Genomic DNA, 25522 nt, shown 5'->3' with positions numbered 1-25522 from the left:
CTTCGCCCGAGCCGCCCGCGCCCGCGCCGACTTCGCCCGAGCCGCCCGCGCCCGCGCCGACTTCGCCCGAGCCGCCCGCGCCCGCCTCCACCCTGCCGCCGACGACGTCCGTCCCCACCGCCCTCACCACCAACGAGTCGGCTTTCACCTCGCCGACCTCCACGACCGCACCGACCTCCACGACCGCACCGACCTCCACCACACCCATTTCCACCGCACCGACTTCCAACGAGCCTTCTTCGGTTCCACCTTCACCTGACTCGCCCACCGCGTCCGCACTCGATTCGCCTACTGCCGCCGCGCCTGGCTCGTCCACCGCACCCGCGCCCGGCTCGCCTGCCATGTCCGGCCCCGGATCGCCGGGTCCATCCGCGCCTGGTTTGTTCCCCGTGCCCGTGTCGAGTCCGCCCGAGACACCTGCCGGCCCCTCCGATCCGCACACACCCGCGACCTCGCCGGAGGGCACGCCTGGCCGGCCTTCCCACGGCTCGTCCCGGCCATCGGCACCCTCCACGCCCGGATCCAGCGAGGAAGGGGCGCGCCGATCCCCACAGCCATCGACGGATTCCTCCTCATCGGCGTCCCGCGCTCCTTCGGCTAACACAAGCGAGACAGCGACCGCAGGTGAGACCACGACCGCGGGTGAGGCAGTGGCCGCAGGTGAGACGGCTACCGCGGGTGAGGCAATGGCCACGGCCGAGACGACGGCCGCGAGTGAGACGGCAGGCGTAGGCGAGACGGCGATCGTGAGTGGGTCGTCGATCGTGGGCGAGACGGCGGCCGCTGACGGCGAGGCCGATGGTGCGTCCGGTGCCGCTGGTCGATCGGGTGGTGTTGGTAGGGACGTGGCGTTCGGGCTGGTGCCGGACGCGGTGGTGCGGACGTTCCGGTCGACGGCGGGGGAGTCCGCCTACATCGCGCACGTGCTGCGTGAGGCGCACCTGCTCTACGGCGTTCCGTGGTCCCGGATGGCGGTTCTGATGCGGTCCGCGACTCTGCAGCAGCCTTCGGTGCTGCGGGCTCTCGCCGCCACCGGGGTGCCGACCGTGATTCATCCCGAGGATCTGCCGTTGCATCTCCAACCGGCGGTGGCACCGTTCCTGTTGCTGCTGCGGTGTGCGATCGATCCGGCGGCGCTGACCGAGGAGTCGGCCGTCGCGCTGCTGCATTCGCCGCTCGGCGGTGCCGACCCATTGGCGGAGAGGCGGCTGCGGCAGGGGTTGCGGGCGCTCGCGGTGGCGGCCGGTGACCGTCGACCGTCGGGTGCGCTGCTGGTGGACGCGGTCCGTGATCCGGCGGGCCTGGACATGGTCGAACGCCGCTGGGCCCGCCCGGCTCAGACGATCGCCCGGTTGATCACGGTGGCCCGGGAGGCGGCCGGGGTTCCGGGTGCTTCCGCCGAGCAGGTCCTGTGGACGGTCTGGCGGGAGAGCGGTCTGCACGACCGCTGGTTCGCGATGAGTACGGGAAACGTCCCGATGCCGGACCAGCGTGATTCGGGCCGGGCCCGGGAGTGGCGTTCCGAGGCCGCCGACCGTGACCTGGACGCGATGGTGGTCCTGTTCGACGCGGCGGCCCGTTTCACCGACCGCCTGCCGGGTGCGGGTGTGGGCGTGTTCCTGGACCACGTCCTGGGCCAGGAACTTCCCGCCGACTCGATAGCCCCGAGCGCGGACCGTGGCGAGGCCGTCCGCCTGCTGACCGCCCACGCCGCGAAGGGCCTGGAGTGGGACGTGGTGATCCTGGCCGGAGTCCAGGAGGGCATCTGGCCGGACCTGCGCTTGCGGGGCAGCCTCCTGGGCTCGGAACGCCTGGTGGACTTCCTGGCGGGCCGCCCCGCCTCCGGCCCGGAAGCGATCATCGCCGAAACCTCGGCCCTGCTGGACGAGGAACGCCGCCTCTTCTACGTAGCGGCAACCCGAGCCCGCCACCGCCTGATAGCCACCGCAGTCTCCTCAGCCGGAGTGGGAGGCCAGCTGGGCGAGGAACAACCAAGCCGCTTCCTGACCGAACTGGCCACCCCTCTACGCCGCCCCGGCGACGGCCCCGACGGCCTCCCCCCACCACCCCCCGACGAGAACCCGAATCCAGGCCCGACTTCAGGTCCCAACCAGGGCCCCACACCAGGCCCGACTTCAGGTCCCGGCCAGGGTTCCATGCCGGGCCCGACTTCAGGTCCCGGCCAGGGCCCCACGCTGCGTCCCGGTCACGGCCCGACCTCGGATTCTGACCAGGGTCCGGCCACAGGTGTTGACCACGGCCCGATCTCAGGCCCAGGTCAGGGCTCTGGCCAAGGCTCCGACCTGGACCTCGACCCATGGGACACCGGCCCTCCCGGTGCCCCGTCCGCTCCGGATCTCCTTCGCAGCGGCGGCTTGGGCTCTAGCCCTTCCGCCGTGGACCACATGGTGGCTTCGGACAGCGTGACGAGCCGTGAAGGGACAGTGGATCGTGCCGATTTGCCGGAAATAAGCGATATTTCGGTCGAGGAGTCGCTGCTTGACCAAGCAAAGCAGACGAACCCCCACTCCGGGCATGCCGCCGCAAAAAGGAATGCGAAGAAGAAAGGGATCGGCGCCCCAGACAAAACCGATGACGTCCCGGAATCAGGTGACGTCCCGGAAGCAGACGACGCCACGGGGACGATTGGCGTAGCGGAAAGAAGTGACGTCCCGGAAGCGGACGACGCCATGGGGACGATTGGCGTAGCGGAAAGAAGTGACGTCGCGAAAGCAGGCGCCGCCATGAAAGCGATCGGCGCCATGGAAGCAGTCGGCCCACCGGAACCGGAGGGCGATGACTTCGCGGGTCCGGGCGCCGCCGACGAGGCAGATGACGTCGAAGGGGAACTTCCGGCGGGTCGCCCGCCCCGGGCGTTGACCCTCGCCTCGCTGGTGGCTGAACTCCGTACCGTAGTAATTGGGGTCAATGAATCGCCGAGCCGGAAGCGCGCCGCCGCCGCCGAGTTGGCACGTCTCGCCGCGGCCGGAGTGCCAGGGGCGCATCCGGACGAATGGTGGGGTTTGCGTCCGCTCTCCGACGACCGCCCGCTGGTCGACGAGGGCAGACCGGTCAAGGTGACCCCGTCGTCGATGGAGAGCGCACTCCGCTGCAGCTTGCGCTGGTTGCTGGAGCGGCACGGCGGCGCGGCCCCGGCCGGCCCGGCGCAGGGGATCGGCAACCTGGTGCACGCGGCGGCGATGCTGGCGGAGGACGCGAACGCGGACCGGGAGAAGCTGGTGGAGTACGTGTCGGCCAGGTTCCCGTCGATCGAGCTGGCCGCGCAGTGGCTGGCCGGGCCGGAGCAGGAGCGGGCGCAGGCGATGGTGGACAAGTTGTTGCGCTGGCTGGCGGTGAACCCGAGGCGGCTGCTGGCGATCGAGCACGAGTTCACCGTGATGTTGGAGGACGAGCGGAATCCGATCCAGTTGACCGGCCGGGTGGATCGGCTGGAGGTGGACGAGGAGGGCCGTCTGGTCGTGATCGACTTGAAGACGGGCCGGACGACCGCGGTCTCGACTGCTGACGTGGCGGAGAACGCGCAGCTCGGCGGCTATCAGGCGGCTGTCGACGCGGGCGCGTTCGGCGATTGGGGCCGGGATTCGGGCGGGGCGGCGCTGGTGCAGTTGGGCCCGGGGAAGGATGCCCGGGAGCAGATGCAGTTGCCGTTGACGGAGGTGTCCGATCCGCAGTGGGCGGACGGGATGGTGCGCCGGACGGCGGCGGCGATGGCGGCGTCGACGTTCTCGGCGGTGGCGAACAGCCGGTGCCGGGTCTGCCCGGTCCGGACGAGCTGCCCGATCTCCGGTAAGGGCCGGCAGGTGGTGGAGCCGTCATGACGGGAAGGGGGCCCCGGTTCACGCCGCGTGAGCTGGCTCTGTTGTTGCGGCTGCCGTTGCCGACGCCGGAGCAGGAGTCGATCATCGCCGCGCCGGTGGAGCCGCTGCTGGTGGTGGCGGGCGCCGGTTCGGGCAAGACGGAGACGATGGCGTCGCGGGTGGTGTGGCTGGTCGCGAACGGTTACGCCCATCCCGGCGAGATCCTCGGCCTGACGTTCACCCGGAAGGCGGCGGGCGAGCTGTCGCACCGGGTGCGGACCAGGTTGAGCCAGCTGGCGAGCCGGCTGGGCCGGGACGACGCGCTGGCTGGTGAGGCGACGGTGTCGACCTATCACGCGTACGCCGCCCGGGTCGTCACCGAGCACGGCCTGCGGGCGGGGTTCGAACCGTCGGCCCGGCTGCTGACCGAGGCGGCCCGCTGGCAGATCGTGGATTCGCTGGTCCGGACGTACACCGGTGAGATGACCGGCCTGAACCGCGCCCCGGGCACGGTGACCGACGACGTGCTGGCGCTCTCCGCCGAGCTGGCCGAGCACCTGGTCGGCCCGGACGAGCTGGCCGCGTGGACCGGCCGGTTCTTCGCGGACGTGCAGGAGTTCCCCGGCCGGGTCTACCGGGACGTGTCCGAGGTGTTGCGCCGCCAGCAGGGCCGGCTCACCCTGCTGCCCCTGGTCCGCCTCTACGAGCAGCGCAAACTCGACCTGGAGGCGATGGACTTCGGCGATCAGATGGCCCGGGCGGCGCTGGTGGCCCGGGATCATCCGCAGGTGGGTGCGATCGAGCGCGGCCGGTTCCGGATCGTGCTGCTCGACGAGTACCAGGACACCAGCCACGCCCAGGTGACGATGCTGAACAACCTGTTCGGCGGCGGTCATCCGGTGACCGCGGTCGGTGACCCGTGCCAGTCGATCTACGGCTGGCGGGGCGCGTCGGCGGGCACGCTGGAGCGGTTCCCGGAGGAGTTCCGGGACAGTCAAGGGCATCCCGCTTGGGTACGGACGTTGAGCCGCAGCTGGCGGAACCGCCCCGAGATCCTGAGCGTGGCGAACACCATCTCGGCCGCACTCCGCTCCCGCGCTCAGGTGATCGAGTTGGAGGCGTCACCGCGGGTGGCCGCCGCGGTGGGCGGCCGGACGGTGACGTGCGCGCTGCTCCCGACGTACGCCGAGGAGGCCGGCTGGATCGCCGACACCATGCTGACCGCCTGGCGTCTGGTGGCCGGGATGCCGTCGGCGCAGCCGGGCGAGATCCCGTTGGAGAGCCGTCCGACCAGCGCCGTTCTGGTCCGGGTGCGCAGTCAGATCCCGGTGATCGAGGAGGCGCTGCGGGCCCGGGGCCTGCCGGTCGAGGTGGTCGGCCTGGGCGGGCTGCTGGACACCCCGGAGGTGCGGGATGTGATCTGCACACTGCGGGTGCTCGCCGATCCGGCCGACGGGGCGTCGCTGTTGCGGCTGCTGACCGGCGCCCGCTGGCGGATCGGCCCGCGCGATCTGGTGGCCCTGCACCGGCGCGCCCGGCAGATCGCCGCGGCCCGGGCGGTCACCTCCGCGGACGGCGAGGAGGAGGCGGTCTCGACGGACCGGCTGGACGACGCGACGCTTGTCGAGGCGATGGCCGACCTGGGCCCACCGGCGCTGTACTCGCCGGACGGCCATCCGCGTCTGCTGGAGTTCGCCCGCGAGCTGGCCGCCCTGCGCCGCCGCCTGGACCAGCAGCTTCCGGACCTGCTCGCCGACATCGAGCGGACCATCGGCCTGGACGTCGAGGTGGCGGTCCGTGGCTGGGCAGCGGGTGACGCCGGCCTGGCCCGGGGCCATCTGGACGCGCTCGGCGAGGCCGCCACCCGCTACATCGGCGAGAACGAGACCGGCACGGTCGCCGGGTTCCTGGCGTTCCTGGCCGCCGCCGAGGAGGAGGAGCGGGGGCTGGAACCGGGGCAGGTCGACGTGGTCGAGGGCGCGGTGCAGATCCTGACCGCGCACGCGGCGAAGGGCCTGGAGTGGGACGTGGTCTCGGTGGCCGGCCTGTGCAAGGGTGTCTGGCCGGGTCAGGCCCGGTCCTCGGATCATTTCCTGGGCGGGATCGGGGTGCTGCCGTTCCCGTTGCGCGGTGACGCGGACGGCCTGCCGGCGCTGGACCTGTCGGACGCGCTGGAGCAGAAGGACGTGGCCGGCGCGGTGTCCGCTTTCACCCGTTCCTGGCGGGAGCACGACGAGCGGGAGGAACGGCGGCTGGCCTATGTCGCGGTGACCCGGCCGCGGCGGCTGCTGCTCTGTTCCGGCTACTGGTGGGGTGACGGGGTGAAACGCCCGCGCGGCCCGTCGGTCTTCCTCGACGAGGTCCGGGCAGCGTGTGACGACGGCGCCGGGGTGGTCGCGGCCTGGACGCCGGAGCCGGCGCCGGGTGACACCAACCCGAGCGACCAGGTGGTGCCGACCGCCGAGTGGCCGGCCGACCCGCTGGGCCTGCGCCGTCCGGCGATGGCGGCGGCCGCCGACCTGATCCGCCGCATGATCGAGAACCCGGACGCCTCCGCGGCCGAGGCCTTCGCCGACCTCGCGACGTCCGACCCCGAGGTGGCGGCCCGGGCCGGCTTGGCCGCCGACCTGGTCGGTCTGGCAAACCCAGAAGATCAAGACCCGATTGCGCCGGTACGGGTGACCGACCACGCCCCCGACCCGCCGCTGCCCGACGGCCGACCATCCCCACCCGCGCCGAACGTCCCGGTGGCGGAGCCGTCCTCTCCCACGCCGAACGTGCCGGTGGCGGAGCTGTCCTCTCCCGCGGCGAATGTCCCGATGGCGGAGCGGGAGGCTCTGCTGGTCGCGGCTGAGGCGGCGGACCGGGTGGCCGGGGCCGCGGATCCGGACATCGACAGGTGGCGGCGGGAGGCGAAACTGCTGCTGGCCGAGCGGGAGGAACGGTCCCGGCGGGACGGGCCGATCGAGGTGGTGGTGCCCGCGCATCTGTCGGTGTCGCAGCTGGTGGTGCTGCGCCGGGATCCGCAGGCGCTGGCCCGGTCGTTGCGCCGCCCGTTGCCGCAGCGCCCGGCGCCGCAGGCCCGTCGTGGCACGGCCTTCCACGCCTGGCTGGAGCAGCGGTTCGGCGCGGTCCGGCTGATCGACATCGACGAGCTGCCGGGTGCGGCCGACGACGACGCGGCCGACGACGAGGAACTGCTGGCCCTGCAGGACGCATTCCTGACCGGGGAGTGGGCGGACCGTACCCCGGTGGAGGTGGAGGTCCCGTTCGCGACGACGGTCGCCGGGGTGGTGGTGCGGGGACGGATGGACGCGGTCTACGCCGATCCGGACGGCCGGTTCGACGTGATCGACTGGAAGACCGGCCGGCGACCCACCGGCGCCGAGGCGGAGGCGGCGGCGGTTCAGCTGTCGGCGTACCGGATCGCCTGGGCCTCCCTGGCCGGTGTGCCGGTGCGTCATGTCCGGGCCGGTTTCCACTATGTGCGGGAGCAGGTCACGGTTCGCCCGGCCGACCTGATGGACGCAGCCGGCCTGGCGGCCCTGATCGAGGAGATCCCGTCCGAGTCCCGCTGACCCCGAGTCCCGTCTGCCCTGAACCCTGAGTCCCGCTGACCCCGGGTGGCGTTGACGGCCCCGAGTCTCGCTGACCCGATTCTCACTGGCCCCGGGTGGTGTTGAATCCGGGTGGCCGTGTCGACACCGATGATTGACCCCACCGGGCGATCGTGGGCCGGGACCATCATGGTGCTGATTGCCCGAAGAGGGTGGTCAAAGGGCCTCCGAGCTGTGTCTTCCGGTCCGGAACGGCACCTTTCGGAGGCCGCGCCACTTGTACTCCGAGCACTTCCGGACCTGCTTTCGCGTGCTAGGCTTCCCGCGTTGTCAGTTTGGTTCCCAAGTACTCAGGAGCGCCTGTGGGGAAGTCTGCCCCAGGCGCTCTTTGTCGTAACCCGGGCTTGTCCGGTGCGGGCGATCAGTACGGCAGCACGAGACCCACAGAACGCGGGTCTTATTACCTCGTTCCCGTCCATAATGGTCGGGAATGATCGATCGTCGAGGAGACGAGCATGGTTACCGGTGTTGTGAAGTGGTTCAACGCTGACAAGGGCTTCGGGTTCATCACCCCGGACGACGGCGGCGCCGACGTTTTCGCCCACTTCTCCGCGATCCAGATGTCCGGCTACCGGGCTCTGGAGGAGAACCAGCGGGTCGAGTTCGAGGTGACCCAGGGCCAGAAGGGCCCGCAGGCCGCGAACATCCAGGTCATCTGATTCACATCTGATCTTCGGCCGTCCCGCACGGCCGGGAGTGTGTGACATCGGCGCCGTACCCGTCCCGGGTACGGCGCCGATGCGTATCCCCACGAAGCCGGCCCATCCACGAGAAGGCCGGCCTGCCGCAAGGTCGGACCATCGCAAGGCGGTCCCGTCAGAAGGTCGGCCGCCGCAAGCCTGGCCCGTGATGAGGTCGGTCCGCGAGAAGGTCGGCCGACCCGTGATGAGGGAGGCCCGCCCGGAGCCGACCCGCCCCGAAGCCGGCGCGCTGCCAGAAGCCGGTCCGTCCAGAAACCGGCCCGCCCCGAAGTTGGCGCGCTGCCAGAAGTCGGCGAGACGGTGTGGAGAGACAGCGGAGGCTCCCGGCGCGCCGGGAGCCTCTGGTGATCGGTATCGGTCAGACGGTGTTGGCGGAGCTGGGGGGTAGCGGCGCCGAGCCACCCAGGTGCGCGGGCAGCCACCAGGTGTCGTCCGGGCCGGCGGGCTTGTCCGGGTAGGCCGCCTGGACCGCGTCGAGCAGCACGGTCAGCCGCTCCTTCAACGTCGCGGTGATCGCCTCGGGGGTGGCGTCGGCGGCCACCGGGATCGGCTCCCCGATCTTGATGATGACCGGGACGTGCCGCTTGGTCAGCTCTTTCTTGCGGCCCTTGGTCCAGAGCCGGTGCGGGCCCCAGACGGCCATCGGGATCAGCGGCACGCCGGCCTCGACGGCCATCCGGGCGGCGCCCGACTTCAGCCCCTTGATCGTGAAGGACTCGCTGATCGTCGCCTCCGGGAAGACGCCGACGATCTCGCCGGCGCGCAGCGAGTCGATGGCGTGTCTGAAGGCGGCGGTGCCGGCTTTCCGGTCGACCGGGATGTGCCGCATGCCGCGCATCAGCGGGCCGCTGATCTTGTGGTCGAAGACCTGCTTCTTGGCCATGAACCGGACCAGCCGATCGGCGGGCTGGGCCCCGAAACCGCAGTAGATGAAGTCGAGGTAACTCGAGTGGTTGCTGGCCAGCACCGCCCCGCCGCTGGTCGGGATGTGCTCGGCGCCTTCGATGACGATCTTGTTGTCGAGCACGCGGAACATCGTCTTGGCCAAGGCGACGACCGGGGGATACACCAGTTCCATGGCAGCACGGTAGCGGAAGTTCCTGAAAACAGCGCATGATCACCCGGCCTCCGGGCGAGACGGGCGTGACAGCGGTCCCGGCGCGGGTGGTGTTCACTGGAGAGCATGTCCGAGCCGAACCCGCATTCCTCGCCCTGGCAACGGCCGGGCGGGAGTTGGTCGTCGGGCACGGTCACGTCGTACGGCGTACCCAAGCAATATCCGCAACCGTCGCCCGCGCCGGAGCCGCCCGCGCCGAGCCCGCCCCCGGACCGCCGGCGGCAGTTGAAGATCTTCGGTGGGATCGCCGGGGTGATCGTCGCGGCCGGGCTGGCCGTGCTGCTGATCGTGATCTTCGGTGGTGACGGCGACCCGTTCGGGAGCAAGGCGGCGGCCCCGGCCGATCTGCGGCCCCCGCTGGCGCAGGCCTGCCCGGCGCCGAGTGTCACCGCCGGTGGCGCGTCCCCGGCCGTTCCGGCGCCGGCCTCCGGTGCGCGCACGGTGGACGAGGCGGCCGGCATCTCCTACAAGCAGTACGGCGACCCGTGGCGCCCGTGGAACGAGACGTGGAACGCGGGCGAGCTGCAGGTGCCCTACCGGGTCGGCCAGCACATCGTCACCGAGGTCTACGCGGGCGGCACCTATCACGCCTCGATCCTGTCCGCGGCGGTCCCGGCGGCCGACAACGACGCCTTCACGCTGGATCTGGACTGTGTCGGTCAGCAGGTGGCGGCGGACGTGCGCGCCGAGTACTACCCGCAGCCGAACCGGCTCGAGCCGATCCGCGACGAGCTGACCACGCTGGGCGGGCGCCCGGCCTGGGTGAGCGAGTTCCGGCTGCACTTCTCCGAACCGGGGCTGACCGCCACCTCGGAATACTCCGCGGTGGCGGTCATCGACGTCGGAAAACCCACGGCGGCGGTGTTGTACGTGTCCATTCCCAGCACCCACCGGCAGTTCGACGGCGTGGTGAAAGAGGTTCTGGAGTCGGTCCGCCCGATCTGACGTCCGGTCTAGCTTCCGGTCAGGCCCCAGCGCTTGCGCAGGGCCCGGTCGGCGCCGTTGAAGAACTGGTCGACCAGGATGCCGATGACCAGCACCACGATGATGTAGGCGAGTACCGCCACCGCGTCGTTCAGGTCGCGGGCGGTCTGCATCCGGACGCCGATCGACACCGTGCCGGGCACGATGACCAGCAGTTCACCGGCCATCAGGCTGCGCCAGGAGAAGGCCCAGCCCTGTTTGAGCCCGGAGACGAAGGACGGCAGTGACGCGGGCAGGATCAGGTGCCGGTACTTCGCGACGCCCGTCATGCCCATCACCTGGCCCACCCGCAGCCAGGTCCGCGGCACGTAGTCGATGCCGCTGATCAGGCCGTTCGCCACCGACGGCGCGGCGCCGAGGACGACCACGAACAGGATCGCCTCCTCACCGAGCTGGAAGAGCAGGATGGCCAGCGGGAACCACATGATCGACGGCATCGTCTGCAGGCCGGTGATCAGCGAGCCGATCGCCGCCCGCAGCGGCTTGAACTGGGAGACCAGCGCGCCGAGCAGGGTGCCGATCGCCACCGCCAGGGCGAAGCCGGTGACGGCCCGGGTCATGGTCAGGCGTACGCCGTCCCAGAATTTGGGTTCGGTGATCAGTTCGCCGAGTTCGGTGAAGACGTCGGCGGGCGGCGGCAGGACGTAGACCGGCCGCCACTCGGACAGGTAGACCAGCTGCCAGACACCGACCACGATCGCGATGGCCAGCAGTTTCGGCCAGGTGGCCGACCAGATCCGTTTGCCGAGGTTGCCGCGGTCCTTCTTCGGGCCCAGTTCCAGCGCGTCCAGGCCGCTGACCCGGTCGGCGGCGCCCAGGTCCGGGTCCTTCGGTTTCTCGGCCATCGGCGGGATCTCCGGCTGGAAGACGCCCTCCAGGCCGGCCCGGGTGCCGGGGAGTTCAGTTGGCATGGCGGGCGACCTCCGCGCGGAGCCGGTCGGTGATCTCGGCGGCCTGGCCGGAGACCTCGGGGGAGTCGATGCGCCGGGGGCGCGGGTGATCGATCTTGAAGTCCTCGATGACCCGGCCCGGGCGGCTGCTCAGCAGGACCACCCGGTCACCGAGCCGGACCGCCTCGCGGACGTTGTGGGTCACGAAGAGAACGGTGAGCTCCTGCTCGCGCCAGATCCGCTCCAGCTCGTCGTGCAGGATGTCACGGGTCATCGCGTCGAGCGCGCCGAACGGCTCGTCCATCAGCAGGACGTCGGCGTTCTGGGCCAGGGCCCGGGCCAGCGCGACCCGCTGCCGCATGCCGCCGGACAGCTCGTGCGGGCGCTTGTCGCCGAAACCGCCCAGCCGGACGATCTCCAGCAGTTCCAGCGCCCGCTTCTTCCGGTCGGCGCGGCCCATGCCCTGCAGCTTCAGCGGCAGTTCGACGTTGCCGGCCACCGAGAGCCAGGGGAAGAGGGCGGCCTCCTGGAACATCAGCGCGACGTGTCGCCCGTCGATGTCCAGGGTGCCGCTGGTGATCTTGTCGAGGCCGGCCACCAGCGAGAGCAGTGTGCTCTTGCCGCAGCCGGAGGCGCCGAGGAGGCAGACGAACTCCCCTTTGGCGACGTCCAGCGAGATGTGGTCGAGGGCGAGCAGAGCGTTGCTCCCCGAACCGTACTGCTTGCTGACGTCATCGATCCGGACCACCGTGCTCATGCTCGCCCCTCCCATCAGGCTGCGCCGTCGCTGACCTCAGGCTGGCCGTCCGCCTTCAGCAGCTCGTTCAGCGGGCCCAGGTCGTAGATGCCCTTCAGGTCCACCGGGTCGAGCAGGCCGACACCCTCGGCGTTCTTCGCGCTGGTGAAGAGCGAGGACGCGATCGGGTCGTAGGTGAACTTCAGGTTCGCGAACGCGGCGGTGAGGATCTCCTCCTTCAGCGGCTTGCCGGAGAGGGTCTCGATCTGGGCGTTCGCCGCCTTCTGCGCGGCGGCGTTGTTGTCCGCGATGTACTTGACCGACTCGATGTGACCCTGGAGCAGCTTCTTGACGGTGCCCGGGTACTCCTTGAGGAACTTCTGGCTGACGATCAGGTGGGTGGTCACGAACTCCTGGTTCGGCCACAGCGTCTTCTCGTCGACCAGCACCTTGGCCTTCGACTCCAGGATCAGCTTGCTGTAGTTGGGCTCCGGCACCCAGGCGCCGTCGATGCTGCCCTGCGCGAACGCCTGTACGGCTGTCGCGTTGTCCTGCGGCAGGACCGAGACGTCGCCGCCGCCGCTGGTGTCGGCGTTCAGGCCGTTCTGCTTCAGCCAGGCGCGCAGCGCGACGTCCTGGGTGTTGCCCAGCTGCGGGGTGGCGATCTTCTTGCCCTTGAGGTCGGCCGGGGTGTTGATGCCCTCGCGGACGACCAGGCCGGCGCCGCCCGAGGTGCTGCCCGCGATGATCTTCAGCGCGGTGCCCTTGGACTTGGACCAGCCGTTGATCGCCGGGTTCGGGCCGATGTAGGTGGCGTCGATCGCGCCGGAGAGCAGCGCCTCGATCGCGGCCGGGCCGGCGTTGAACGTGGTCGGCTCCAGCTTGGTGCCGGTGCCCAATGTCTTTTCGAAGATCTTCTCGTGTACGCCTACCAGCGCGGGCGCGTGCGTGATGTTCGGGAAGTAGCCCAGCTTGAGGGTGCTCGCCTCGCCGGAGCCGGAACCGGCGCCCGAGGCGGAGGTGGTCTCGTCGTCGGAACCGCAGGCGGCCAGGGCGGTGGTGGCCACCACGGCGGCCGAGGCAAGGGCGAGCGCACGGAGAGTGCGGGAGCTCATGCTCACTCCTAGATCAATTTCTTTTGATGGAGGTTCTGGAGAGTTCGGCCAGGGTCTGGTGATCGACCACACCCTCGATGGCGGCCTCGACGGCCACCCACACGTCGTGCAGCGCCGTCGCCGCACCGTGATAGGTCGCCGTGGACGTGGGCAGCCCGCGGACGGTGGTGAGGGCGCCCCCGACGGCACGGACGACGTCGCCGACGGTGATCTCCTCGGCCGGGCGGGCCAGGGCGTACCCGCCGTCCACTCCGCGATGGCTGTGCAACAGCCCGGCGCGGCGCAGATCGAGCAGGATCCCCTGCAGGAAGCTCAGCGGTATCTCCTGGGCAGCCGCCAGACCTGCGGCTTTGACCAGGCGAGGATGCTCCGCGGTGACCGCGAGCATCGCGCGGACGGCGTAGTCCGTGCGAGCCGAGACATACACGTCGCGCCGCCCCTTCCCGGATACTTCGCTTTACCTATCTGTTGGATGGGAATACTGGACCATAGGGGTTTGGTGCGTCAACCCCGGTTCGCGGTACGGGAATCCGGCAAGCGGTCGTGTTTCGGGATCTATCGAACAGCCGGTCAGTCGTTGGAGTGACCGGGATGACACTCACGCCAGATATCGATGTTTTTACTCGGCGTCGCCACTCGACTACGCAGATCAGTCGGCTAGATTCGTACCGTGGCGCCCAAAATCAAGATCCCCGCGACGAAATACCCGGTCGAGCGGCTGACTCTCGGCAACGGTCTGCGCGTGGTCCTGTCCCCGGATCGCAGCGCCCCGGTCGTCGGAGTCGCCGTCGTCTACGACGTCGGCATCCGCAGTGAACCGGAAGGCCGTACCGGTTTCGCCCATCTCTTCGAGCACCTGATGTTCCAGGGCTCGGAGAATCTCGAGAAACTCGCCCACTTCCGGCACGTGCAGGGCGCCGGCGGCAGCTTCAACGGCTCCACCCACCTGGACTACACCGACTACTTCGAGGTCCTGCCCACCGGCGGTCTCGAGCGCGCCCTGTTCCTCGAGGCCGACCGCATGCGCGGCCCGCGCCTGACCGAGGAGAACCTGCGCAACCAGATCGACGTGGTCAAGGAGGAGATCCGGGTCAATGTGCTGAACCGGCCGTACGGCGGGTTCCCGTGGCTCAAGCTTCCCCCGGTGCTGTTCGAGACGTTCGCCAACGCGCACGACGGCTACGGCTCCTTCTCCGACCTGGAGAGCGCCACCGTGCGGGACGCGCAGGAGTTCTTCGACCGCTACTACGCCTGTGGCAACGCCGTCCTCTCGGTGACCGGCGACTTCGACGTGGCCGAGGCGACCGCGATGATCGAGCGCCACTTCGGCGACGTGCCCGCGCGCCCCGCCCCGGTCCTGCCCGACTTCGACGAGCCGGGCCTGACCGCCGAGCGCCGGGAGTCGTACACCGACCGCATCGCCCCGCTGCCCGCGATCGCCGCCGCCTGGCGCGTGCCGGACCCGATCGGCGCCTTCGACGCCTATCTGCCGTTCGCCGTGCTGGCCGAGGTGCTCACCGACGGCGACGCCTCCCGGCTGGTGGAGCGCCTGGTCCAGCGGGACCGGTCGGCCACCACGATGGGCGGCTACCTCGGCTTCATGGGCGACGAGTACCAGGTGCGCAACCCGACCGCGTTCCTGCTGCAGGCCCACCTGCCGCCCGGCGGCGACGCCGACAAGGTGCTGCGCACCGTCGACGAGGAGCTCGACCGCCTGGCCACCGGCGGTCTCAAGCCCGGTGAGCTGGACCGCACCCAGGCCCGGATGGCGACCAACCTGCTGCAGGAGACCGACGGGGTGCTCGGCCGGGCCCAGCCGATGGCCGTCCTGGAACTCCAGCGCGGCCGTCCCGAGCTGCTCAACGACCTGCCGCGCCTGATCAGCGAGGTCACCGCCGAGCAGGTCGCGGCCGCCGCGGCCACCCTGCGCCCGGAGAACCGTGCCAGCGTCGAAGTCATCCCCGGAGGAGCAGCGTGACCGTCAAGACCCTCCCGGACCTCAAGCCGGACGCCGAGCTGAACCTGCCGCCCGAGCGGGAGCGGACCCTGGCCAACGGCCTCACCGTGATCGCCATCCGCCGGTCCGCGGTGCCGCTGGTCGAGGTGCGGCTGCGGATCCCGTTCGGCCGTGCCCCGCTGGCCCCGGCCACCCTGCTCTCGCAGGCGCTCTTCACCGGCACCGGCGACATGTCCAGCATCGACATCGCCGCCGAGCTGCAGGCCGTCGGCGGCAGCCTGGGCGCCGGCCTGGACCCGGACCGTCTTCTGATCAGCGGCAACGCGCTCACCGACGGCCTGGACCGGACCCTGGAACTGCTCGCCTCGGTGCTCACCGGCGCGACCTACCCGGCCGAGGAGGTGTCGGTCGAGCGGGAGCGCCTGACCGACCACATCCAGGTCGCCCTCAGCCAGCCCGCCCACGTGGCCCGGGTGGCCCTGCTCAAGCGGGTGTTCGGCGCCCATCCGTACGCCGTGCAGACCCCCGCCCCCGACCAGGTCCGCGAGATCCGGCCGGAGGCACTGCGCGAGCTGCACGCCGCCCGGGTCCGCCCGTCCGGCGCGGTCCTGGTGCTGGTCGGCGACATCGACCCGGACCAGGCCATCGACAGCGCGGAGAAGGCGCTCGGCGGCTGGACCGGCAGCGCGCCGGACGGCAGCATCCCGGCCACCCCGGCGCTGACGACCGGCCCGCTGCTGCTGGTCGACCGGCCCGGCTCGGTGCAGTCGTCGCTGCGGCTCGCGCTGCCCGCGCTGGTCCGCACCGACCCCGACTACGCCGCGCTCAGCCTGGCCAACCTGGTCTTCGGCGGTTACTTCTCGTCCCGCTGGACGGAGAACATCCGCGAGGACAAGGGGTACACGTATGGGTCGTACTCCTCGGTCGAGCACTACGTCGCCGGCTCCACTCTGGTCGCCGCCGCCGAGGTGGCCACCGAGGTGACCGGCCCGTCGCTGCTGGAGACGCAGTACGAACTCGGCCGCATCGCCAGCCTCCCGCCCGGCGAGGAGGAGCTGGAGCAGGCCCGGCGCTATGCCTTGGGCACCTTGCGCCTGGGCATGTCGACGCAGGCCGGTCTGGCCGGTCTGGCCAGCATGTACGCTGGTTTCGGCCTCCGCCTCGACCACCTCCGGGAGCACTCCGCCGCACTCTCCGCGGCCACTCGGGAGGAGGTCGCCGCGGCAGCCGCGAAATATCTGGCCCCGTCCCGTGCGGTGACCGTGATCCTCGGTGACGCAGAGAAGATCGAGGCACAGCTCGCCGCCCTGACCGTCGTGGAGCGAAGCGCAGCGTGACGAGTTCCGACCAACCGAGCGCCCCGCCGCTCGCCCGCACCACCCTCGACCGCGCGGCCCATCACCGCAAGGACGAGGACTGGCTCGCCGCCGCCTGGGTGCGGGGCCGGGTCCTGCTCGTGGACCTGGCCAAGGGCGGCCGGGCCCGGACTGCCGACTGCCCCGACGGCGGGACCGCTCTGGTCCTGGTGCCGTCGTCGGAGGCGCCGGACGGGGAGCGCTGGTTCCTCGGCGTCGACCCCGAGGGCACCCCGTTCTGGGCCGTCGACGCCCCGCTCGACGGTGGTCTGGCGCTGCGTGAGATCGGTCACCTGCTGGACGCCCGGGACACCGGGGTGCTGACCACCGCGGTGGCCCTGGGCAACTGGCACCGGTCACATCGGTTCTCCCCGCGTACCGGAAAACCGACCGTCCCGGTGGAGGCGGGCTGGGCCCGGGTCGACGAGGACGGCGCCATGATGTGGCCCCGGACCGACCCGGCGATGATCATCCTGGTGCACGACGGGGTCTCCGGCCCGGCCGGCCGCTGCCTGCTCGGGCACAACGCGGCCTGGCCGGCCACCCCCGGCGGCAACCGGCGGTTCTCCTGCCTGGCCGGATTCGTCGAGGCCGGCGAGTCGGCCGAGGCCGCGGTCGCCCGGGAGGTCCACGAGGAGGTCGGGGTCGACCTCGCCGAGATCCGTTATGAGGGCAGCCAGTCGTGGCCGTACCCGGGAAGTCTGATGTTGGGGTTCTTCGGCATCGCCGACCCGGAGCAGCCGCTGGTCCTGGAGCCGGAGGAGATCGACGAGGCGCACTGGTTCTCCCGGGAGACCATCGCGAAGATGATCTCCGGGGAGGATCCGCGGACCCTGCCGATGGGCTCTTCGATCGCCTCATACCTGATTCAAAGGTGGCTCCACGAAGATCCAGAAAGTTTTTCTGGTTAGGGAGCAACCGAATCGGGGGGTCGCTGCGTCTTCACTTCAAAGACGAGAGGGGACCTGATGACTCAGGTGGAGGCACCGGCGTGGACGCCCATGTCCGCGGAGGAGCGGGAGGCGTTCGACCGCGACGGCTACATCGTCGTGCCGTCGGTGCTGAGTGAGAGCGAGATCGAGGTCGGCCGGGCCGCGATTCTCGGGGCGTACGAGAAGGGCAAGCAGGACGGGAAACTCGGTTCGACGGGAGCGCTGCACCAACTCTCCCCGATCGCCGGGGTGCCTGAGCTGGCGTTTCTCCTGGATCACCCGAAAGCGTTCAAATACATCTGGTCGCTGCTGGGTTGGAACATCCACGTCTACCACTCCCACATCGACGTGCACCCGCAGATTCACGAGAAGCAGAAGGACTGGTGGCACTGGCACCAGGACGGTGGCCGGCAGAACCGGGAGATCGAGACCGACCCGCGGCCGATGATGTCGGTCAAGCTGGCGTACTGGTTCTCCGACCTCACCGAGACCGGTCGCGGCAACTTCACCGTGATCCCCGGCAGCCACAAGACCAACTGGCTGCCCGGCCCGCCGAGCCGTGGCGTCCCGTGGCCGCAGCCGGAGGGCGCGACCCAGATCACCGCCAAGGCTGGTGACCTCGTGGTCTTCGACCGCCGCATCTGGCACGCGCGGTCCGACAACTACTCCGACATCACCCGTGTCGGCGCCTTCTTCGGCTACACCCCGCGCTGGATCGCCATCCGCGACGAGGTCGCCGACCTGCCCAACCGCCCCGAGTGGGAGGGCTTCACCGAGGTGCAGAAGCAGCTCCTCGGTGCCTTCGGCAACGGTGACGGTGACCACCAGTGGGGTCACTACCCGGAGACGACGCCGCTGTACGGCGCGCTCAAGGAGCGTGGCCTGCTCGACTCGAGCATCCCGGCGCTGATTCCGTAAGGCTTCACGACAAGCGGCCTTCCTCGTACGAGGAAGGCCGCTTGTTCTTTTAAGCAGCGATCGTGGCGAGGTGCTGCTTCACCTGGACGATCGTCGGGTTCGTCAGCGCCGAGCCGTCCGCGAACTTCAGGGTCGGCACCGTCTGGTTGCCGTTGTTGACGTTGCGCACGAACTCGGCCGAGGCCTCGTCCTGCTCGATGTCGACCACGTCGTAGGCGATGCCCTCGCGGTCGAGCTGCGACTTCAGACGGTGGCAGTACCCACACCAGGATGTCGAGTACATGGTCAGCATCGGTCAGGACTCCTTCGATACAGGTCACACGGTGGTGCGGCTGACAAGCACAACACCCGCCGAGGGTGTCATGATTCCCTACCGTGCGGACTGAAGGGGTGCTGGCCGGGCTCGACCCGGACCAGCGGACGGCGGTGACCGCGGCGGCCGGCCCGGTCTGCATCCTCGCCGGTGCGGGCACCGGCAAGACCCGGGCGGTCACCCACCGGATCGCGTACCGGACGCTCTCCGGCGAGATCAACCCCCGGCACGTGCTCGCGGTGACGTTCACCGCGCGGGCCGCCGCCGAGATGCGGGCCCGGCTCACCGGCCTGGGCAGCGGAGCGGTGCAGGCCCGCACGTTCCACGCCGCCGCGCTGCGGCAGGTCCGCTACTTCGCGCCCCGGCTGCTCGAAGGCCGGCAGATGCCGGAGCTGATGGAGAGCAAGATCCGGGTGGTCGGCCTGGCCGCGGCCCGGGCCGGGGTCCGCGCCGACCGCGCCGCCGCCCGGGACCTCGCCGGTGAGATCGAGTGGTCCAAGTCGTCCCTGGTCGAGCCGGGGGAGTACGTGGTGGCCGCGGCCAAGGCACTGCGCGAGCCGCCGTACGAACCGGCCCGGGTCGCCGAGGTGTTCGCCGCCTACGAGTCACTGAAACGACGGCAGGGCGTGATCGACTTCGAGGACCTGCTGCGCGCCGCGGTCTGGGGCATCGAGGAGCACGCCGACGTCGCCGACCAGATCCGCGCCCAGTACCGGCATTTCGTCGTCGACGAGTACCAGGACGTCAACCCGCTCCAGCAGCGCCTCCTGGACGCCTGGCTGGGCGACCGGGACGACCTGACCGTGGTCGGCGACGCGAGCCAGACGATCTACTCGTTCACCGGGGCCACCTCGTCGTACCTGATCGACTTCCCGCGGCAGCGACGCGGCGCCGTGGTGGTCCGCCTGGTCCGCGACTACCGCTCCACACCGCAGGTGGTCGGCCTGGCCAACGCGGTGATCCAGCAGGCCCGCGGCACCGAGGCCAAACTGCGCCTGGAGCTGGTCGGCCAGCGCGCGCCCGGTCCCGAGCCGGAACTCAAGATCTTCCCGGACGAGCTGGGCGAGGCGGCGGCGGTGGCCCGCCGGTGCCGGGAGCTGATCGCGGGCGGCACCCCGGCCAACGAGATCGCGGTGCTCTTCCGGACCAACGCGCAGTCCGAGTCGTACGAGGAGGCGCTCGCCGAGGCCGAGGTCCCCTATCTGGTCCGGGGGGCCGAGAGATTCTTCGAGCGGACTGAGGTACGCCAGGCCATGGTCGCGCTCCGGGCCGCGGTCCGCTCCATCCCCGGCGAGACGCCGCTGCCCGAGGCGGTCGTCGAGGCGCTCGCCGCGACCGGCTGGGACCGCCGCCGGCCCCCGCCCGGTGGCTCCGCCCGTGAGCAGTGGGAGTCGGTCGCGGCCCTGGTCGCGCTCGCCGAGGAGTACGCCGCCACCCCCGAGATCCTGCCGATCGGGGAGGCCGGCCGCGTCCAGCGGGAGATCACCCTCTCCGACTTCAACGACGAACTGGCCCGCCGGGCCGAGCAGCAGCACGCGCCGACGGTGGCCGGAGTGACCTTGGCCTCACTGCACTCGGCCAAAGGGCTGGAGTGGGACGCGGTGTTCCTGGTCGGGCTCGCCGACGGCACCCTGCCGACCACCTATGCCAAGACCGCCGAGCAGCTGGAGGAGGAACGACGGCTCCTCTATGTCGGGGTGACGAGAGCACGTCAACTTCTTTGGCTGTCGTACGGGCAATCCCGCTCCTCGGGAGGACGGCAACGCCGGCCGTGCCGTTTTCTGCCCCAGCTCCAGCGGACCTCCTCGCCGATCGCCGAGGAACGCAGTCGGAAACCCGACCGGCGGCGCCCGCAGGTGTCGCTGTGCCGGATCTGCGGGGCCACCCTGCTGGCCGGCGCCGACCGCAAACTGGGCCGCTGTCCCACCTGCCCGTCGGACCTGGACGAGGATCTGTACGAGCGTCTCCAGGCGTGGCGCGCGACCACCGCGGCGGCGCTCAAAGTGCCTGCTTACGTCGTATTCACCGACGCGACGCTGGTGGCCATCGCCGAACGCCGCCCGGCCGACCCCGCGCAGCTGGTCGCGATCGCCGGGATCGGGGCCCGCAAGCTGGGCCAGTACGGCGACGCGGTCTTCGCTCTGGTGGCCGGGGCGAGCCCTGATGATCTTGAACCGAAAAACTTTGAAAACTAGTCCGTTAATTCGTTTGCCCTCTCCTGTAGGGCAGGCATAGCCTCAGGACACACCTTGGTGAGCAGCAGTTCGCCGGGGGATTTCCAACTACGAGTGCAGGTTTTGGAGGAGGTGGCAGACATGGAGCTCAACATCGTGATGACGACGCGACCGTCGACGCTACCGACTGCTGCCTGGCCTCTGACTGTCTCACTGCCCATCGCCGCCGCACCCGTGGCTGTGCTGGGTGCTGAGCGCGCCCCGGTTTCCCGGGAGCACCAGGTCCAAATCCAGGCCGAGCTGGGCAAAGCGGTCCTGATGCTGGTCAACGGAAACAAGGGCACCACTGGATTCGCAGCGTCCAGCAAGCGCTACGCGGATGGTGGCAGTGGTGTCCCGCCTCGAGGAAGGCCGGTCTGACAAACAGACCTCCGGCTCACCTCGAGGCCGCGGAACCCGTAAAGGGATCCGCGGCCTCAAATGTTTTTACGGCACATCCGCCGATGTAAGACCCCGAAAACGATCCAGAAGATCGCGAAAAAGAGAGAGGTGACCGGGCTTTATGAGTCTGGCGCTGGCCCCGATCGACATCACCGTCGACATCGAGGCAAACCTGCCCTGTCGGAAGTTCGACCCGGACCTTTGGTTCTCTGACTCCCCGGCCCAGCTGGAACTGGCCAAGTCGCTCTGCGGGGACTGCCCGCTGCGCGCCGAGTGCCTGGCCGGCGCGGTCGACCGTGCGGAGCCCTGGGGTGTCTGGGGCGGCGAGATCTTCGAGCGTGGCGCCGTGGTTCCGCGCAAGCGGCCCCGTGGCCGGCCGCGTAAGGCCGACGTCGCCCGGGACGCCGAGCTGGCTGTCGAGGTCGAGGAGCGGCTCGCCGCGAACGGCGTCGATTCCCGCAACGCAGTCCGTCTGGCGGCCTGAGATGCACACCCTCCCCGTGCTTCCCGTAACCGAAATCGCAATCCGAAAGCCGAGCATCGAAATGATTCCGAACGGAGCCCCCAAGGTGAGACTCATCCAAGAGGCGTTGTCCAGAGCCCGAATGCGTCGGCCTCAGAGTGACCGTGCACCTGAGGCCTTCCGCTCCGCCCGCCGTATCAGCATGGACGCCCGCGCCAGGACGTCCCGCGAACTCGGCGCCGGGCTCTAACCAACAATTCCCCACCCAACCCCACTGAGAACGACCCGCCCGCAACCACGGGCGGGTCGTTCGCCTTTTCTCAGTTGTACGGTGCCCCCACCGCGGGAAGGATCTGCGGCCTGTCGAAGTCGCAGTAGGCCGTGGCCTGCGTGCGGTCGAGGTCGGCCACGGCCGGGATCTCCGGATCGGTCATCGCCACCTGTTCACCGGTCGTCCCGCCGACGCGGCAGGTGTCGTGCGGAACGTTGTCGAGGCTTCCCCCGACGATCGCGCCGGACTTGTCGCGGAAGACCAGGGCGATGCCCCGGGAAGCCATGTTCGCGCAATTGGCCGATGCGACGTCCAACTCCAGCGATCCCTTGCCGTCGGGACTTCTCTCACCGCTGCCCGCGACCACGGCAGCGGTCACCTTGCCGAGTCCGTGGTCGCCGCCCAGCGGATCCAGCCACTGGCTCACCTGGACCTTCACCACGACCGAGTCGAGATCGTCGTCCCCGCGTTGGGTTGCTTCGGCGAGCAGGCTCGCGTTCCCGACGGCGACGGAGGCGCCGGGCAGAACGGTCGGCACGACCTGGGTCTGGAAACGCCGGAAGGACTCGTGGAGCACGGTGCGCCCGGCCGCGTTCACGGCCTCGAAGGTCACCAGAGTTCGGTAGGCGACCTTGCCGGTTTCGTTACGTAGCACCGCGCCCATGCTCGCCATCGTTCCGACCTGCGAATATCCCTGTTCCAGAATGCGGAGACCGGATGATTCGCCGGCGGACGCGACCGGGGAGGGAACGGCGGCCCGGCAGGCGGAGACCACCGGTTTCGCTTCGCCACCATCGGATTCACAGGCAGCGGTCAGTCCTATGACGAGAATGCCGACGACCGGCAGCCACCACGGTCCGGTCCTGGTATGCCGACCGCGGCTCATGCGTTGTCACCGATTCCTTCCGAGGTCAGGATGCCGCGCGAGGTCTGATCCGCGAGCGCGGGGCGCGGAAAGGAGAAGCTCGCGGGAAAGTTCGCCACCGTTTCCGACGTCACGAGCATGGCGTTCGTGATCTCGTTCTCCTTCACCATCACGAGATGGGTGAGCTGGAACAAGGCACTCTTGAGCTGGTCAACGAGAGCCCTCGGCGTTTTCGCGTCGAACACCACCGCGGAGTCCGGCCCGCCGAACTTGTCCAGGCCGGTGCCGGCCACCTGGGTAGCCGCACCTGCCACCGCGAACGCCACCGAGGCGCCGCCGGTGGTCGTCACGCTGGCAATGGACAACACGGCGCCTGCCACCGAGAGCCAGAAGACCTGTTGGTCCTGATCGAAACTGTTCATCGACACGAGCGCATTGATGGCGTTGTGGGCGATCTCGTCCACGTCCTTGCGGCACTCGGTCCACAGAGAGCGTTCGGCGTCGATCGCGGCCATCAGGGCCGTCACGAGGTGGAACTGAGCGGAGACGACACCGTCCCACTTCTCTATGTAGAGCTCCTCGAAGTTCCGGGCGGCGAACCCCTGCCAGTCGAAGACGGTTTTCGCGACGGTTCCCATGCCGGTCATCTCGGAGTTCGGCGGTATCACCGTCTTTCGTGACGGGTCGAAGCATCCGCTACCGGTCGCCATCGACTCGGCCGCGGTCTGGAGCCGAGCACGCATCGCGTCCAGCGCCTCCGGATCGGGCAGCGTGAGGAACGGCTCGAACAACTCGGCAAGGCCGACGAAGTCCGCACGGAGAAAGGTGATGATCTCCGGAGGCACGGGGTTGCGCTCCTGGATGTACTGCCCGTCGATGAGGACGATCCCCTTCTCGTCGAGAGCCGCCTTCATCGCCAGTTCCTCGATCCGCAGGGCGTGTTGCCGCAGTTCGTCGTAGCTCACGGCATCTCACCGCCGACCGGTGAGGTGGACACGGTGGTGGTCTTCGCCCGGGCACGGACGGCGCGATCCTTCGCGCTCGCAATCGCCTCGGTGTTGATCCGCTCGGCCTCCTGGTACTCGCCGGATGCCATGATCAGCACGTCGCCGCAGGCCTCCAGGTTGTCCGCGGTGTCCCGGAGAATAGCGACGGTGGTGTCGGCGAGGAAGAGCCACGCACTTCGGGCCTCGCCGTAGGGGCCGCCGAGCGACTGGTCCCGCCACAACGCACCGATTCCCGCCTCAGCCGCGGCGATGTCGGCGACCACCGACCGGTAGTGGGCCGCGATCGGCTTGAGCTTCAGTTCGCCGGCTTCCCAGAGGCGCACACAGTCGGCCACGAGTTGCTTCTGCTGATCCTCCGCCAACATGTCATTCACTCCCCGTACCGAATGGTCGTCACTCACATTCGGATACCGCGACGACGCCGGACAGGTTCAGCGTGTGGGGCTGGGATTGTCCGGCGTCTGTCGGGGGTTAGTGGGTCAGGGGACGGGGGCGAAGCCCGGCAACCACTTCTCCAGGATCTCCCGGTAGGCGGCCTCGGCCTCCAACTGGGACAGGACGCCGATCGAGCCCAGCGTCACCCGGTGGATCAGCAGGTAGGACGGGGGGAGGTTGAGTTTTCGGCTCAGCTGGTAGCCGGGGCCTCTCGGGTTGGCCAGGCGGGTGGCCTCGCTGCGGATCCAGTCGCGGGTGAAACGGAAACGGTCCGCGGCCACCGGCTCGATCATCGGGAGCAGGAACTCCAGCAGGGCATCGGGGTCGATGTCGTCGGTGGACTTGACGAAACCCTCCTCGCGCAAGCCGTCGACGACCGCGGCGGCCTCGCCGGCCAGGGCCAGGCGGACCAGACGGCCGATCGGCTCGGGATGGCCGTCGGGGAGGCGGGCGACCGCACCGAAGTCGATCACGCCGAGCCGGCCGTCGGGGAGGATCCGGAAGTTGCCGGGGTGCGGGTCGGCGTGTAGCAGGCCGGCCCGGGACGGCGCGGAGAAGTGCAGGATCGCCATCAGCCGGCCGGCCTCGTCACGGTCCTCCCGGGTGCCGTCGCTGATCACCTTGGCCAGCGGCGTGCCGTCGACCCACTCGGTGACCAGGATCTGCGGTGCGGAGGCGACCACCCGGGGAACGAAGATCTCCGGATCGTCCTGGTACGCGGTGGCGAAGGCCCGCTGGGTCTCCGCCTCCATCTCGTAGTCGAGCTCCTCGACGACCCGCTCCCGCAGCTCGGCGATCAACGGCTTCATGTCGATGCCGGGCTGAATGATCTTGAACATGCCGGCCAGCCGGGACAGCTGTTTCAGATCGGCGACCAGCGCTTCACCGGCACCCGGGTACTGCACCTTGACGGCCACCGGCAGCAGTTTCGGTTTCGCGTTGCGCCGGGCCGGCGGCAGTTTCCACACCGCCCGGTGCACCTGCCCGATACTTGCCGCGGCGGCCGGGCTGTCGTCGAACTCGGCGAACAGGTCACGCCAGTCCGGGCCGAGCTGCTCGGTCAGTGCCTTGTGCACGTTCGCCACCGGCATCGGCGGCGCGGCCTCCTGCAGTTTTGTCAGGGCCTGCCGATAGGGGCCGGCCATCTCCTCGGGCATGGCCGCCTCGAAGACCGAGAGGGCCTGACCGAATTTCATCGCTCCGCCCTTGAGCTGGCCCAGCACGCTGAACAGTTGCTCGGCGGTGCGCTGCTGGATGTCGGCGGAGATGACGTCGGAGGCGATCCCGACAGCGCGTTTGCCGAGGCCCAAGGCGGCGCGCCCGGCGAAACCGAGCGGTAGCGCGGCGAGCTTTGCCGTCCGGGAAGCGGCACGGCGCGGTATGTCCGTCACCAGATCATTGTGACCGACATCC

22 protein-coding genes are annotated in these 25522 nt (G+C 69.9%); 11 read left to right on the top strand and 11 right to left on the bottom strand.

From position 1 onward, the window contains the following. A partial coding sequence (locus Aco03nite_RS12215) for a hypothetical protein (protein WP_203795149.1) occupies nucleotides 1-229 on the bottom strand: 229 nt, incomplete at its 3' end. A gap of 457 nt (nucleotides 230-686) precedes the next feature. Here Aco03nite_RS12215 and Aco03nite_RS52840 point away from each other — a divergent pair. From Aco03nite_RS52840 to cspE, 3 genes are all read left to right on the top strand, one after another. After that, nucleotides 687-3839: a PD-(D/E)XK nuclease family protein gene (locus Aco03nite_RS52840; protein WP_239145081.1), complete on the top strand. Its 3153-nt coding sequence runs from the start codon at nucleotides 687-689 to the stop codon at nucleotides 3837-3839. Then, a complete protein-coding gene (locus Aco03nite_RS12200) occupies nucleotides 3836-7396 on the top strand; it encodes a UvrD-helicase domain-containing protein (RefSeq protein WP_203795148.1) in 3561 nt (1186 codons plus the stop codon). The genes Aco03nite_RS52840 and Aco03nite_RS12200 overlap by 4 nt, the downstream gene beginning before the upstream one ends. A 494-nt stretch (nucleotides 7397-7890) precedes the next feature. Next, nucleotides 7891-8094: a transcription antiterminator/RNA stability regulator CspE gene (gene cspE / locus Aco03nite_RS12195; protein ID WP_043533476.1), complete on the top strand. Its 204-nt coding sequence runs from the start codon at nucleotides 7891-7893 to the stop codon at nucleotides 8092-8094. A 400-nt stretch (nucleotides 8095-8494) separates the two neighbouring features. Here cspE and Aco03nite_RS12190 read toward each other — a convergent pair whose 3' ends face one another. After that, nucleotides 8495-9214, bottom strand: a complete 720-nt coding sequence (locus Aco03nite_RS12190) for a lysophospholipid acyltransferase family protein (protein ID WP_203795147.1) — start codon at nucleotides 9212-9214, stop codon at nucleotides 8495-8497. A 105-nt stretch (nucleotides 9215-9319) separates the two neighbouring features. On the opposite strand from Aco03nite_RS12190, the gene Aco03nite_RS12185 reads away from it, so the two are divergent. Continuing rightward, nucleotides 9320-10198, top strand: a complete 879-nt coding sequence (locus Aco03nite_RS12185; protein ID WP_203795146.1) for a hypothetical protein — start codon at nucleotides 9320-9322, stop codon at nucleotides 10196-10198. Nucleotides 10199-10206: 8 nt separating this feature from the next. Here Aco03nite_RS12185 and Aco03nite_RS12180 read toward each other — a convergent pair whose 3' ends face one another. From Aco03nite_RS12180 to Aco03nite_RS12165, 4 genes are read right to left on the bottom strand one after another with little or no spacing between them, the layout of a single operon-like run. Beyond that, entirely contained in the window at nucleotides 10207-11148 is a 942-nt protein-coding gene (locus tag Aco03nite_RS12180) for an ABC transporter permease (protein ID WP_203795145.1), read from the bottom strand. Continuing rightward, nucleotides 11138-11884, bottom strand: coding sequence for an ABC transporter ATP-binding protein (locus tag Aco03nite_RS12175; RefSeq protein ID WP_203795144.1), 747 nt, complete (start codon nucleotides 11882-11884; stop codon nucleotides 11138-11140). Before Aco03nite_RS12175 ends, Aco03nite_RS12180 begins: the two co-directional genes overlap by 11 nt. 14 nt (nucleotides 11885-11898) lie before the next feature. Continuing rightward, nucleotides 11899-12978 (bottom strand): ABC transporter substrate-binding protein, encoded by a 1080-nt coding sequence (locus Aco03nite_RS12170; RefSeq protein WP_203795143.1) that lies wholly within the window; start codon nucleotides 12976-12978, stop codon nucleotides 11899-11901. 13 nt (nucleotides 12979-12991) lie between these two features. Next, nucleotides 12992-13405, bottom strand: a complete 414-nt coding sequence (locus Aco03nite_RS12165; RefSeq protein WP_203795142.1) for an RrF2 family transcriptional regulator — start codon at nucleotides 13403-13405, stop codon at nucleotides 12992-12994. Between the two features lie 243 nt (nucleotides 13406-13648). On the opposite strand from Aco03nite_RS12165, the gene Aco03nite_RS12160 reads away from it, so the two are divergent. Genes Aco03nite_RS12160 through Aco03nite_RS12145 form a run of 4 tightly spaced genes read left to right on the top strand, consistent with a single transcriptional unit; the run spans nucleotide 13649 to nucleotide 18140 of the window. Next, the gene (locus Aco03nite_RS12160; RefSeq protein ID WP_203795141.1) at nucleotides 13649-14956 is read left to right on the top strand and encodes a M16 family metallopeptidase; all 1308 of its coding nucleotides are present in this window, start codon (nucleotides 13649-13651) and stop codon (nucleotides 14954-14956) included. Next, nucleotides 14953-16272 (top strand): M16 family metallopeptidase, encoded by a 1320-nt coding sequence (locus tag Aco03nite_RS12155; protein ID WP_203795140.1) that lies wholly within the window; start codon nucleotides 14953-14955, stop codon nucleotides 16270-16272. The genes Aco03nite_RS12160 and Aco03nite_RS12155 overlap by 4 nt, the downstream gene beginning before the upstream one ends. Then, nucleotides 16269-17201, top strand: coding sequence for an NAD(+) diphosphatase (gene nudC / locus Aco03nite_RS12150; protein ID WP_203795139.1), 933 nt, complete (start codon nucleotides 16269-16271; stop codon nucleotides 17199-17201). The genes Aco03nite_RS12155 and nudC overlap by 4 nt, the downstream gene beginning before the upstream one ends. A gap of 57 nt (nucleotides 17202-17258) precedes the next feature. After that, the gene (locus Aco03nite_RS12145; RefSeq protein ID WP_203795138.1) at nucleotides 17259-18140 is read left to right on the top strand and encodes a phytanoyl-CoA dioxygenase family protein; all 882 of its coding nucleotides are present in this window, start codon (nucleotides 17259-17261) and stop codon (nucleotides 18138-18140) included. A 49-nt stretch (nucleotides 18141-18189) separates the two neighbouring features. On the opposite strand, the gene Aco03nite_RS12140 is transcribed toward Aco03nite_RS12145, so the two are convergent. Further along, nucleotides 18190-18432, bottom strand: coding sequence for a mycoredoxin (locus tag Aco03nite_RS12140; protein WP_203795137.1), 243 nt, complete (start codon nucleotides 18430-18432; stop codon nucleotides 18190-18192). 83 nt (nucleotides 18433-18515) lie between these two features. On the opposite strand from Aco03nite_RS12140, the gene Aco03nite_RS12135 reads away from it, so the two are divergent. The 3 genes from Aco03nite_RS12135 to Aco03nite_RS12125 all read left to right on the top strand — a co-directional run bounded on the left by Aco03nite_RS12135 (nucleotide 18516) and on the right by Aco03nite_RS12125 (nucleotide 21552). Then, nucleotides 18516-20648, top strand: coding sequence for an ATP-dependent DNA helicase UvrD2 (locus tag Aco03nite_RS12135; protein ID WP_203795136.1), 2133 nt, complete (start codon nucleotides 18516-18518; stop codon nucleotides 20646-20648). Between the two features lie 120 nt (nucleotides 20649-20768). Next, entirely contained in the window at nucleotides 20769-21047 is a 279-nt protein-coding gene (locus Aco03nite_RS12130; RefSeq protein ID WP_203795135.1) for a hypothetical protein, read from the top strand. Between the two features lie 142 nt (nucleotides 21048-21189). Continuing rightward, a complete protein-coding gene (locus Aco03nite_RS12125; protein ID WP_203795134.1) occupies nucleotides 21190-21552 on the top strand; it encodes a WhiB family transcriptional regulator in 363 nt (120 codons plus the stop codon). Between the two features lie 299 nt (nucleotides 21553-21851). On the opposite strand, the gene Aco03nite_RS12120 is transcribed toward Aco03nite_RS12125, so the two are convergent. The 4 genes from Aco03nite_RS12120 to Aco03nite_RS12105 all read right to left on the bottom strand — a co-directional run bounded on the left by Aco03nite_RS12120 (nucleotide 21852) and on the right by Aco03nite_RS12105 (nucleotide 25500). Next, the gene (locus Aco03nite_RS12120) at nucleotides 21852-22457 is read right to left on the bottom strand and encodes a hypothetical protein (protein ID WP_203795133.1); all 606 of its coding nucleotides are present in this window, start codon (nucleotides 22455-22457) and stop codon (nucleotides 21852-21854) included. A 227-nt stretch (nucleotides 22458-22684) separates the two neighbouring features. Continuing rightward, a complete protein-coding gene (locus tag Aco03nite_RS12115) occupies nucleotides 22685-23632 on the bottom strand; it encodes a hypothetical protein (RefSeq protein ID WP_203795132.1) in 948 nt (315 codons plus the stop codon). Beyond that, nucleotides 23629-24039 carry a hypothetical protein gene (locus Aco03nite_RS12110; RefSeq protein WP_203795131.1) on the bottom strand — a complete coding sequence of 137 codons (411 nt, stop codon included), beginning with the start codon at nucleotides 24037-24039 and terminating at the stop codon, nucleotides 23629-23631. The genes Aco03nite_RS12115 and Aco03nite_RS12110 overlap by 4 nt, the downstream gene beginning before the upstream one ends. 114 nt (nucleotides 24040-24153) lie before the next feature. Next, nucleotides 24154-25500, bottom strand: a complete 1347-nt coding sequence (locus tag Aco03nite_RS12105; protein WP_203795130.1) for an ABC1 kinase family protein — start codon at nucleotides 25498-25500, stop codon at nucleotides 24154-24156. Nucleotides 25501-25522: the final 22 nt, after the last annotated feature.

This window comes from Actinoplanes couchii (assembly GCF_016862075.1).
GTDB classification, from domain to species: Bacteria; Actinomycetota; Actinomycetes; order Mycobacteriales; family Micromonosporaceae; genus Actinoplanes; species Actinoplanes couchii.
Note: the sequence above shows the minus strand (reverse complement) of the source record. Positions and strands in the feature narration are given on the sequence as shown.

Excerpts from the sequence above, each read along its gene's own strand:
- Aco03nite_RS12200 (WP_203795148.1), top strand. The coding sequence starts at position 3,836 with ATGACGGGAAGGGGGCCCCGGTTCACGCCGCGTGAGCTGGCTCTGTTG.
- Aco03nite_RS12185 (WP_203795146.1), top strand. The coding sequence starts at position 9,320 with ATGTCCGAGCCGAACCCGCATTCCTCGCCCTGGCAACGGCCGGGCGGG.
- Aco03nite_RS12140 (WP_203795137.1), bottom strand. The coding sequence starts at position 18,432 with ATGCTGACCATGTACTCGACATCCTGGTGTGGGTACTGCCACCGTCTG.
- Aco03nite_RS12130 (WP_203795135.1), top strand. The coding sequence starts at position 20,769 with ATGGAGCTCAACATCGTGATGACGACGCGACCGTCGACGCTACCGACT.
- Aco03nite_RS12180 (WP_203795145.1), bottom strand. The coding sequence starts at position 11,148 with ATGCCAACTGAACTCCCCGGCACCCGGGCCGGCCTGGAGGGCGTCTTC.
- Aco03nite_RS12170 (WP_203795143.1), bottom strand. The coding sequence starts at position 12,978 with ATGAGCTCCCGCACTCTCCGTGCGCTCGCCCTTGCCTCGGCCGCCGTG.
- Aco03nite_RS12175 (WP_203795144.1), bottom strand. The coding sequence starts at position 11,884 with ATGAGCACGGTGGTCCGGATCGATGACGTCAGCAAGCAGTACGGTTCG.
- Aco03nite_RS52840 (WP_239145081.1), top strand. The coding sequence starts at position 687 with ATGGCCACGGCCGAGACGACGGCCGCGAGTGAGACGGCAGGCGTAGGC.
- Aco03nite_RS12125 (WP_203795134.1), top strand. The coding sequence starts at position 21,190 with ATGAGTCTGGCGCTGGCCCCGATCGACATCACCGTCGACATCGAGGCA.
- Aco03nite_RS12110 (WP_203795131.1), bottom strand. The coding sequence starts at position 24,039 with ATGTTGGCGGAGGATCAGCAGAAGCAACTCGTGGCCGACTGTGTGCGC.
- Aco03nite_RS12190 (WP_203795147.1), bottom strand. The coding sequence starts at position 9,214 with ATGGAACTGGTGTATCCCCCGGTCGTCGCCTTGGCCAAGACGATGTTC.
- Aco03nite_RS12145 (WP_203795138.1), top strand. The coding sequence starts at position 17,259 with ATGACTCAGGTGGAGGCACCGGCGTGGACGCCCATGTCCGCGGAGGAG.
- cspE (WP_043533476.1), top strand. The coding sequence starts at position 7,891 with ATGGTTACCGGTGTTGTGAAGTGGTTCAACGCTGACAAGGGCTTCGGG.